The 11,537-nt window shown below is 39.0% G+C and carries 6 protein-coding genes; 3 read left to right on the top strand and 3 right to left on the bottom strand.

What is annotated here, in order from left to right; all coding sequences use genetic code 11:
• Positions 1 to 397 precede the first annotated feature (397 nt).
• The 3 genes from rppB to ACP6PK_RS03590 all read right to left on the bottom strand — a co-directional run bounded on the left by rppB (position 398) and on the right by ACP6PK_RS03590 (position 5,254).
• The gene (gene rppB / locus ACP6PK_RS03600; protein ID WP_426557821.1) at positions 398 to 1,780 is read right to left on the bottom strand and encodes a two-component system sensor histidine kinase RppB; all 1,383 of its coding nucleotides are present in this window, start codon (positions 1,778 to 1,780) and stop codon (positions 398 to 400) included.
• Between the two features lie 320 nt (positions 1,781 to 2,100).
• Positions 2,101 to 2,799: a two-component system response regulator RppA gene (gene rppA / locus ACP6PK_RS03595; protein WP_426557819.1), complete on the bottom strand. Its 699-nt coding sequence runs from the start codon at positions 2,797 to 2,799 to the stop codon at positions 2,101 to 2,103.
• A 526-nt stretch (positions 2,800 to 3,325) separates the two neighbouring features.
• Positions 3,326 to 5,254 carry a heavy metal translocating P-type ATPase gene (locus tag ACP6PK_RS03590; RefSeq protein WP_426557817.1) on the bottom strand — a complete coding sequence of 643 codons (1,929 nt, stop codon included), beginning with the start codon at positions 5,252 to 5,254 and terminating at the stop codon, positions 3,326 to 3,328.
• 349 nt (positions 5,255 to 5,603) lie between these two features.
• Between ACP6PK_RS03590 and ACP6PK_RS03585 the strand changes: the two genes are divergently transcribed.
• The 3 genes from ACP6PK_RS03585 to ACP6PK_RS03575 all read left to right on the top strand — a co-directional run bounded on the left by ACP6PK_RS03585 (position 5,604) and on the right by ACP6PK_RS03575 (position 11,283).
• The gene (locus ACP6PK_RS03585; protein ID WP_426557815.1) at positions 5,604 to 6,266 is read left to right on the top strand and encodes a permuted SH3 domain-containing protein; all 663 of its coding nucleotides are present in this window, start codon (positions 5,604 to 5,606) and stop codon (positions 6,264 to 6,266) included.
• A gap of 851 nt (positions 6,267 to 7,117) precedes the next feature.
• Entirely contained in the window at positions 7,118 to 10,270 is a 3,153-nt protein-coding gene (locus ACP6PK_RS03580) for an efflux RND transporter permease subunit (RefSeq protein WP_426557813.1), read from the top strand.
• A gap of 374 nt (positions 10,271 to 10,644) precedes the next feature.
• Positions 10,645 to 11,283 carry a histidine phosphatase family protein gene (locus tag ACP6PK_RS03575; protein WP_426557811.1) on the top strand — a complete coding sequence of 213 codons (639 nt, stop codon included), beginning with the start codon at positions 10,645 to 10,647 and terminating at the stop codon, positions 11,281 to 11,283.
• Positions 11,284 to 11,537: the final 254 nt, after the last annotated feature.

Genomic DNA, 11,537 nt, shown 5'->3' with positions numbered 1-11,537 from the left:
AATTAGAATGTATTTCTACTTCAGGAAAAGGTACAGAATTTGTAATTTCAATTCCTCTTTGAAAGTCAATACAGTTCGGCTTTGTTGCATGAAAGTATATAGCTGCCACTCGCGCTTCGCATATGTACAATAACAATGTGTTGAAATTGCTGTAACTATTGTCCAATAGATGAATAGAACATCAATTTGGAAAATAAAAAGGCTGAAACTTTTGCCTGTAAAGGCTTTGAAGTTTAATTTTCTAGCCCTTACTATTGTCCAATAGATGAATAGGACATCAACAGCTAAAGAGAGCGATATATCTGTAGAATGAATGCTCTATCGCTACTTTCATGCAACAAATTCCAGTTGAATTAATAATTTTTTGAATCAGGAATAAGGAAGAATAGGTATCTATTCAGCCAGACGTCTGAGATATACAAGGTAGATGAATCGTAAATAAACTGCCTTTACCTAGTTGACTTTTGACGGTAATATCTCCTTGATGATGATGGGAGATTGCCCTGGCAATGGCTAAACCAAGTCCAGTTCCTCCCGTTTTTCGATCGCGATGGCTGTCAACACGGTAGAAGCGCTCAAAAATACGAGCTTGTTCTGAGGGGAGAATACCAATTCCTGTGTCTTTGACAGTAATGAATGCGGTACAGTCGCGAGCTGTTAAACTAACCACCACTTGACCGCCATTAGGTGTATAATGAATCGCATTGGTAATTAAGTTTGATACTAAACGATACAACTGAGGCTCATTCCCTAAAACATAAATTTCGCCATCAGGAATTTGACTAATTAGGTCAATTTTAGCGAAGGTTGCCAGTTCTAAAAATTCCTCAGTTAAATCGCTGATTAAATCGTTTAAACAACAGGGTTGAAAGAGCTGAGGCGATGATAAATTATGTTCTAGACTGGTCAAAAATAGTAAGTCTGCAATTAAATTGCTCAAGCGTCGTCCTTGTCGTTCCACTGTTTGGAGCATGGTCTTGATATTTTGCGGATTCGATTGTGGTATTCGTAAAATTGCTTCCACAGTAGCTAAGAGACTAGCAAGTGGCGATCGCAATTCGTGGGCAGCATTAGCAGTGAACTCTTTTTGTTGCTGGTAAGACTCGTAAATAGGTTGCATCGCTAATCCTGAAAGCCACCAACTAGAAATCCCTACCCCACTTAAAGCAATGGGAAACCAAAACGCTAAAATCCATTGGAACTGCTTGACTTCTACATCGAAGGATTCTAAGGTTCGCCCAATTTGTAAGTAACCCCAGGAAGAGGCAGAATTACTGCTATTGAATTCTTGATGGGCTGTAGCACCGTGTAGAATAATCGTAAATTGACGGTAGCGAATACCATTAGGACTTTGAAGTGTTTGCCAAGAAACAGAGTGTAAAGTTTGAGTTAGTTTTGTGGGTTGATTAGGTGAAAATGCTAGCAGATTTCCTCGATTGTCAAATAGACGAATGTAGTAAGTCTGGCGATCGCTAATTCCAATAGTATGTCGTTGGATTAGAGTAGGATTGGTATTACAGGGTTGCCCAACTACACACAATTCCGGAAAAATTTGCTGTAAAACTAGAGTGGGATCTTCGGAAATTGGTAACATCGGTTCAAGACTATCATGTAGGGTTCCAGCAATAGACTCAATTTCTTGTTCCAAGGCTTGCCATTTTGCTTGAACTAACGCTCGATACATACCAAACCCAGATAGGCTTAAAATCACCCCCATGACCAGAGCATACCAGAGTGCTAAACGTAAACGACTGTGACGAAATAGTTGATGGCTATTCATTGTATTTTTTCTCTAGATAGGGCTTACTGATTCAATCTAAAATTATTGACATATATAGGGTTTTAGCCTTTTCTGGAAAAAAGACCTGGTTTTGAGCTGCTTCATGCACGGTTCCCGAAAAATCAAAAAGCTAGGATTTTGGGCTACATAAGGCAGAAAAATCAAGGGATAATTATGACTCCTGTCTCCTCTAAATTCCCAATTCCTCCTGACTCCTGTACGGGCGTTAACGATAGTTATGCGAAGCTAACGGCCGTTTCGCTGCGCGACATGAAACGCCCCTACGACTCCTGACTCCTACCCTCACCCATAAGACTTTTTCAGCAAACCCTAGATGTATTGAACCGATAACCCTGACCTCGGATGGTTTCAATGGGGCAGTCGCAGCCATAACTTGCTAACTTACGACGTAATAACCGCATTTGGGCAGCGACGACGTTGCTCATTGGTTCTGCTGCAAAATCCCAGAGTTGATGGCGAATCTTACTCCCAGAAATGATACAGTTGGGATGCTGCATCAGGTAGGCAAAAATCTGAAATTCCTTGACTGTCAAAGGAATCGTTTGAGAGGATGGAGCTAAACTGATAACCAGAGCATTGTTAGCGTAATCTAGGGTAAATTTGCCAACCGTAAGATTTTGGGGTTGAAATTGTGGCGATCGCCTCTGAAGTGCCCGCAACCTTGCCAGTAGTTCTGCCATCACAAATGGTTTTACCAAGTAATCATCAGCTCCTGCATCTAACCCAGCGACACGATTTTCTGGTCTATCGAGGGCAGTAAGCATCAGGACTGGCAAAGGATTTTTGTGCAATCTGAGCCGTTTGCATAGTTCTAATCCCGATAGCTTCGGTAAGAGCCAATCAATGATTGCCACACTATACTCTGTCAATTGGTTGTCTAGATAAAACCATCCCTGAAGACCATCGGATACCCAATCGACTACATACTTTTCACTGACCAAGACTTGCTTAATTGCTAGTCCTAAATCTTCTTCATCTTCTACTAGCAGAATCCTCATTTTGCGCAACTTATAGACAATAGCAAATATCAAAAATTTTACTACATTTACTTGAGTGTATAATATTTCAGTTTAAACAGTTTAAATAGTGCTTGCTGATGAAATTTAAAAGTTTTTACAGATAAAGGTTTTAGCCTTTTTAAGTATCAAAAAGTGCGAGGTTTTAGACGACTCAGGTTCAAAATATTAGGATTTTGGTCAAGAATTGGGCAGAAAAATCAAGGCATGATTCTTTCTATTATCTCCTCTAGAATTCCCATTTCTCCTATCTCCTGTCTCCTAGTTTTTACAGATAAAGGTTTTAGCCTTTTTAAGTATCAAAAAGTGCGAGGTTTTAGACGACTCAGGTTCAAAATATTAGGATTTTGGTCAAGAATTAGGCAGAAAAATCAAGGCATGATTCTTTCTACTATCTCCTCTAGAATTCCCATTTCTCCTGTCTCCTGTCTCCTACCCCTACCAAAAGACTTTATTCAGCAAACCCTAAATAGATAGGAATTTCTTGTGTTTCAGCCGAGATAAAATGTCATTTTAGCAAACGTAAACCACTTAATGTTACTAAAACTGTAGACCCCTCATGGCCAAGTACGCCGAGAGGCATATTAATATTTCCAGTAAAGTTAGCAATCAATAATAGGAAAATAAATCCAATAGCAAAAGTAATATTTTGCTTAATAATACGATTGGCACGACGACCTAAACTTATAGCTTCAACTAATTTTTCTAAACGGTCTGCCATTAATACTATATCTGCTGATTCTAAGGCAACATCACTACCCGCACCTCCCATAGCAATACCAACTGTAGCAAGAGAAATAGCCGGAGCATCGTTAATACCATCTCCCACCATTGCTACATTTTTATTTTCTTGTTGAAGTCGCTTAATTACTGTTAATTTATCTTCGGGTAATAACTCTGAATAGACTATATTTATGCCAAGATTTTGAGCAACAGTATCAGCAGTTTGTTTGTTGTCTCCTGTCAGCATAACTATAGATTCAATACCTAGAGATTTGAGCTTATTTATCATTTTTTTAGCTTCTAAACGCACCGTATCTGCAACAGATATAATGCCAATAATTTCTCGCTCTTTTGCGACCCAGATTACTGTTTTTCCTTGTTTTTGTAGGCGGTTACTTTCAGCTAATAACTGAGGATTGAAACCAGCATTTATTTCTGAGCTAATTAAATTTTCTTTACCTACTAAAATAATTTGACTATCGACAACTCCCGTAATTCCTGCGCCAGTTTCGGCAGTGATATTAGTTGCCGATCGCCATTGAATATTTTTTCTAATTGCTGTTTGGATAATAGCTTCTCCTATGGGATGTTCGGAACAAGATTCTAGGGCAGCAGCTAATTCTAAAACTTCTATTTCTGACTTATCTTTAGCAGGGATAATATCAACAACTTGGAGTTTTCCAGTAGTCAAAGTTCCGGTTTTATCAAAGGCGATAGCTTTTATTTCTCCAATCATTTCTAATTGAGCGCCATTTTTAAATAAAATTCCTTGACGCGCTCCTGTAGCAATACCTGATAATAAAGTAGGCATTATTGATGCCATTAAAGCACAAGGAGAAGCTACTACTAAAAAAATTAGAGCGCGATAAATTGTCGTTTCCCAACTCCAACCTAACAAAAATGGCGGTAAAATTCCCAACAATATTCCAGAGATAACGATGATTTTGGCATAAGTCTTTTCAAACTTTTCAATAAATCTCTGAGATGGTGGAGTTTCTGTTTGAGCTTGTTCAACTAAACGAATTACCCGCTGAATCAAACTACTTTCTGGAGACTTATTTACTTCTAATCTTAATACACCATTCCCATTTAATGTACCTGCAAAAACTTCATCTCCTACAGTTTTATCAACTGGTAAAGACTCTCCTGTAATTGGAGCTTGATTGACGGTACTATTCCCTTCAAAAATAATACTATCTGTTGGGATAAGTTCTCCTGGTTTTACTAATACTAAATCTCCGATTTTTAACTCATTAATGGGAACTTGTTTTTCTTGATTATTAATGATGACTCTGGCAGTATCGGGAGTAATACCCATTAACTTGCGAATATTACGTTCTGTTCGCTCCATTGCAAAAGTTTCTAGAGCGCCACTAATAGCAAAAATTAAAATTAGCACTGCTCCATCAATTATTAAGTGATATTCTCGCTGCCATAAACCTAAACCAGCAGCTCCCAAAGCAGCAACAATCATCAACAAATCAACATCTAATTCTTTTTCTGACCAGAGAGTAGTTAAACCTTCTTTAGCACTTTCATAACCACCAATGACATAAGCTGCTGCTAGAATAAATAGTGCTAAACCAATCGAATTTAGTTGTAAAAAAAACCAACTAAAAATCACCAGTAAAGCACAGGTAGCTGCGGCAAATGCTTCTGGATAAGACTGAACAAATTGGAAGTATTTAGGTAGAGAAAAATTTTTTTGAGTCATGGGAGTTAATAATATATTTAATTTTCTTTTTGATTAATGGAGATTTCTATAGCAGTTCTCATTCTCTGTGAGGTACAGTTTTAGATCCCCCCTAACCCCCCTTAATAAGGGGGAAACCTTCAAAGTCCCCCTTAAAAAGGGGGATTTAGGGGGATCATAAATATACCTCATCTTTATGAAAAATGCTTTTTTAGACTTAAATATTAATTGTACCTAAGTGTCAATTAAAATCCCTAAAAATTTTACATCAAAAAATACTTACTGAATTTCATCTAAATTTCATCTACCTTGTGACAAACTATTAAATAATTCTGTTTAATCTTTATTTTTGTTAATATGAGGAGTTATTATGAAAAAATTTTCACTCATTAGTATTCTAGCACTAAGTTTAACCCTTGGTGTTCCTACTGTGGCATTATCCCATGTTGGACATGGTGATGAGTTTCAAGCAACGGGAGGGATCGATCGAGTAAAGGTGAATCCCGAAACCGATTCTTTGTTAGGTATTGTGGTGACACCCATCGCCCCAGTCGAAAATAGTCCTGCCGTTATGATACCTGTCACAGCATTAGTAGATGCAGACGGCAAACAACTTGTTTTTGTCAAATACGAAAATTTTTATGAACCAGTTGAAGTGGAAACTGGAAAAACCCAAGGCGAAATGCTAGAAATTACTCAAGGGTTATCTATTGGGGAACAGCTTGTCACCCAAGGTAGTCTCTCCCTTTATGCCGAATCACGCAAAACCAAAACTGCTGATGCAGCAACAACTCCAGAGCCGATTGCTTCTCCCCAAAAAGATGAAGCCCATGCTCAGGCAGATGCCCAAGGAATACCTCATAGCCACGATACCTCTGGGAATATGGTGCAAAAGTCTGAAGAATTTTCTGGAGAAACGACTCAGAAATCTAGTGGATTTCCAATGGGAATCTTAGCAGCAGTCGGCGGGGGAGCAGCCCTATTAGTAGGAGCGATCGCTATGATGGGAAACCGTAGTAAAAGCACTGATTAAGGCTTGTAGTTGACTTTGTTGTAATAGCCATAGAAAATCCGTTCCACTTTTCGGTTGCCAGAGCCGACATGAAAGGTGAACCTAGTGACAGCTATATCACCCTCTTTCAGATTATTGATGTTTTATTCATTTATTGGCCAATAGTTAAACTGCTAAAAGCCTTTACAGGTAAAAATTTCAGCCTTTTTTATATCAAATATCAAGATTTGATTTATTTATTGGACAATAGTTGTAGAAGTATGAAGTACATAAGTTTAAGCTTGTGCGGTAGCCATAAGCTTTCATACAACAAAGCCCTTGTAGTTTATAACAATTTTTATCAAGCTAGACTACATAATATAAAATACAGGCTGGTGGTACATTGTCATTATTTTGGTTACGAAGCATGACAGTGGGAGCATCTTGCTCCCGTACTAAACATTCTTTTTTTCCTCTATACCATGGCTTTATTGCATGAAAGTAGCTATAGCTGCGGCACTTGCTGCGCAGCGGCACTTGCTGCGCATATGTACTTCATAAGATGCGGAAACTACTCTAACTATTGTCCAATAGATGAATAAAACATCAATAATTGGGAAAATCAACGATATAGCTGCGGCACTTGCTCTTCCTTTTCCTGACGGAATGACGCTAGTTCGCGCTATTTGATAGGGGCGAATGGCATTCGCTCTCTACAGATAGCGTATTATTTCAGAATTTGTGTAATATAAAATCCAGATAATTACTATATGCAAGTCATTGCTTCCTTCCACTCCGTTCCAGTCGCAATGACTTGCATCCCTGAGATTGCTTCCTATCGTCGCAATGACAACTATTCAACCGGATTCTATATAAGTCCTAATAATATTAAAATGTTTAACTCAATTCTTAATCAAACCCTCAAAACCTCAATCGCCCAAAGGTGGATTATTGTTATCGCTGCTATTTTAATAACAGTATGGGGAATTTTCACCGTTACTCAGATGCCACTGGATGTATTTCCTGAATTTGCTCCTCCCCAAGTTGATATTCAGACTGAAGCCACTGGATTAGCTCCAGAAGAAGTGGAATCCCAAATCACTGTACCCATTGAAAGTGCCGTAAATGGCTTACCTGGAGTAACAACAGTACGCTCTTCCTCCAAAGTCGGGTTGTCGATGGTGCAGGTAGTATTCGACCAAAATGCTGATATTTATAAAGCCAGACAATCTGTGACAGAACGGCTGCAACAGGTAACAAATCAACTTCCAGAAAGCGCTCATCCACCAGAAATTTCTCCCTTAGTTTCTCCCCTGGGAACAATTTTGCAGTACGCTTTCACCGTCAATAGTCAGGGAAAAACCTCTATGATGGATTTGCGTCGTCTAGTAGAAGTAACTCTCAGCAATCAAATTCTCTCTGTTCCTGGAGTTTCTCAAGTCACAGTTTATGGTGGAGACGAACGACAAGAACAAGTGTTAGTTGACCCGGAAAAGTTGCGTTTCTTCAATGTTTCCCTCACCGAGGTAACTGATGCAGCCAGAAATGCTAGTTCCAATGCTCCCGGAGGATTCCTGATTGGTGGCGGGCAAGAATTATTAGTGCGTGGCATTGGGCAAATGCAATCCATTGAAGATTTACAGCAGTCTGTTGTGAAAGTGGAAAATGGCATCCCAATTTTGCTACAAGATGTGGCAGAGGTGAAAACTGGTACGGCACTCAAACGCGGTGATGCTAGCTTTAATGGTAAACCTGCTGTGGTAATGATGATTAATAAACAGCCAGATGTGGATACCCCGACAGTCACGAAAGCGGTTGAAACTATAATGGCATCTTTGCAGCCGACATTTCCAGCAGACGTGCAAACTGCCCGGACGTTTCGTCAGTCTAATTTTATTGATTCTGCAATTCGCAATGTTAGTGGTTCCCTCGTTCAAGGTATCATTATCGTTTGGATAATTATGCTCGTATTTTTGATGAATTGGCGAACGGCAGCAATTAGTCTCAGCGCGATTCCCATGTCTCTATTGATTGGCTTGTTATTGATGAAAGCTTTTGGTTTGGGAATTAACACCATGACTTTAGGAGGATTAGTGGTTGCTATTGGTTCGGTGGTGGATGATGCTATCGTCGATATGGAAAACTGCTATCGGGGACTCCGGAGAAATCAGGCAGAAGGTAACCCTAAACACCCTTTCCAAGTCGTGTATGATACCTCGGTGCAAGTACGTTTAGCCGTAATTTTCTCTACGGTAATTATCATTGTTGTTTTTGCACCGATTTTTAGTTTGACGGGAGTAGAAGGACGTATTTTCGCACCGATGGGTTTAGCTTATTTGCTCTCAATTACTGCTTCAACCCTGGTAGCAATGACTCTTTCCCCCGCTCTTTGTGCGATTCTTTTAGCAAATCAAACTTTACCCCAAGAAGGTACATTTGTTTCCCGTTGGGCAGAACGTTTCTATTGTCCAATAGTAAATCTCTCCCTGCGAGCGCCCCAAATAATTCTGGCATTAGCACTGGCAACTTTGGTAGCTGCTATTGCAATCGTTCCTTCCTTGGGACGAGTTTTTCTACCAAAATTTCAGGAAAAATCAATGGTAAATTCAATGGTTTTGTTTCCAGGTGTTTCTCTGGATATGACTAATAGAGCTGGAATAGCACTTTATAAATCTCTCCAAAATAATCCCCTCTATGAATGGGTGCAAGTCAGAGCTGGACGCGCTCCTGGGGATGCCGATGGAGCGGGTGTTAGTATGGCTCATGTGGATGTGGAACTGAGTGATGAGGCACTAAAAGATAGAGAAGCAAGCGTTAAACAACTGCGGGAGAGATTCCTCAAATTGCCCGGTGTTGCCCCGAATATTGGTGGCTTTATTTCTCACCGCATGGATGAAGTATTGTCTGGAGTCAGAAGCGCGATCGCTGTCAAAATCTTCGGACCAGATTTAATAGAATTGCGAAAAATTGGGGAACAGGTGCGTGATGCTATTAAACCTATTCCTGGAGTTGTAGACTTGCAACTTGAACCCCAGTTACCCATCCGTCAAGTACAAATCAATTATGATCGAGAAGAAGCAGCTTACTATGGTTTAACTATGGAGGCAATTTCAAATTTGGTAGAAACGGCACTTAATGGTCAAGTTGTAGCACAAGTACCGGAAAATCAACAACTTATCGACATTACCGTTGGGTTACAGGAATCAGCTCGTAATAATTTAGATGCTATTGGTGCGATTCCTATTTCTACTCCTACTGGAGAAATAATTTCCCTCAATGAAGTTGCTAAAGTACAGTATGGTATGGGAGCTAATGTGGTTAACCGGGAAGATGTTTCTCGCTTAATTGTTGTTTCTGCTAACGTTGCCGAGCGCGACTTGGGTAGTGTAGTAGAAGATATTCAAGCCCAGATTCGCCAAAATGTGCAATTGCCTAATGGCTACTTCATCCAATATGGAGGGCAGTTTGAAGCAGAGCAAAATGCTACGAATAATCTTTTGCTATACAGCATCTTAGCAGCGATCGTTATTGCTATCTTGATGTTCTTTTCAGTAAAATCTCTTCCTGCAACGATCGCTATTATGCTCAACCTCCCCTTGGCGTTAGTAGGAGGTATTGTTTCGATTACTCTAACGGGTGGCGTAATTTCAATTGCTTCTTTGATTGGATTTATTACTCTGTTTGGAGTTGCCGTCCGCAATGGTTTATTATTGGTAGATAATTACAACAATAAATTTGCTCAAGGAATGCACATTAAGGATGTAATTGTCAAGGGTTCTCTAGACAGAGTGAATGCTATCTTAATGACTGCCCTTACTTCAGCATTAGGAATGTTGCCCTTAGCGATCGCTAGTGGTGCTGGAAATGAAATTCTACAACCATTGGCAATTGTAGTTTTGGGTGGTTTGTTTACCTCTACTATCTTAACTTTGTTGGTAATTCCTGCACTTTATGCTAGGTTTGGTAAGTGGTTGATGCCGAAAAAAGATGTTGTTGTTGATGCAAGTTTTCCTATAAATGAAGCAGATATAGCAAAGTTTTTATAGAATTATTGGTAATGCTATTGATGCGCTACAACCGATGATAAAATTATTGAGCAATTTGTCTGCTCAAATTACTATTACTAAAGCTAAAGAAATACAAGCAGAAAAATTGATAATAATTCGGATTTGAGTATGAGTGAGGAAATGCAAAATTACATATTGTATCCTTTCTACAGGACTAAAGAAATAGGAAAAGATACCGGGTTAAGTTTAACAATTAGTTATCAAGTTTAACAATTAGTTATCAAATTATTGTAGAACATCATCAGGGAAAATTAGAATGTATTTCTACTCCCGGAACAGGTACAGAATTTATCATTAAAATTCCCCTATAACAATGATAAAATATTGGAGAAAAATTATCCTATATCTAGCCCATGAGTTTGAAATTATACTTTATCCGACATGGAGAAACTACATATAGTAAAACAGGAGGTTACTGTGGAATTTTAGACCCAGAATTAACTCCCGAAGGGTTAGAAATGGCAAAACAATTTGCTCAAGCTTATAGTTCATTAAATTGGACTGCTGCCTATGTTAGTCCAATGAAAAGAACAGTTGCTACTGCAAAACCTTTATGTGATGCTGTGGGTTTAGAAATGCAGCTACGGGATGGTTTAAAAGAAATTTATTATGGAAAATGGGAAGGAGAAACCCCAGAAACAGTTAATAGTAATTATCACGATGATTATGTTCGTTGGTTAACAGATCCTGGTTGGAATTCTCCGACAGAAGGAGAAAAAGGTATAGACATTGCTCGTCGCTCTTCTCAGGTAATTCAAGAAATTTGTGACAAATACCAAACAGGCAATGTATTAGTAGTATCTCATAAAGCAACTATTAGAATCATGCTTTGTGATTTATTGGGAATTGATATTGGCAGGTATCGCGATCGCATTATGATGTTAGTTTGTGGAGTAAGTATTGTGGAAATAGGTCCTCACGGCCCATTACTACATTGTTTATCAGATCGTTGTTATCTAGACGAAAAATTACGGTCTTTAAAAGGTAGCTAGTTAGGGAGTGAGGGAGTAGGGAGTGAGGGAGTAGGGGAGTGGGGGAGTAGGGGAGTAGGGAGAATAGGAAGATTTAGTGTGGAAACAAAAGGATAGGTTTTTTCATTACCTACTTATCCAGACATGATCTGAGAATTTAATTAATTAATAATTGATAATTACCTGGTTGTTAAAACCGAGAGGTGGAAATAATAAGAGATATCCATGCACTTTTTTTTACCTTAACTGGAGTTATTACACCAAAAGGGATTAAT

This window comes from Dapis hubbardiae BLCC-M172, assembly GCF_050016015.1.
Classification (GTDB): Bacteria; Cyanobacteriota; Cyanobacteriia; order Cyanobacteriales; family Microcoleaceae; genus Trichodesmium.
This window is presented reverse-complemented; position numbering and strand designations above follow the sequence as displayed.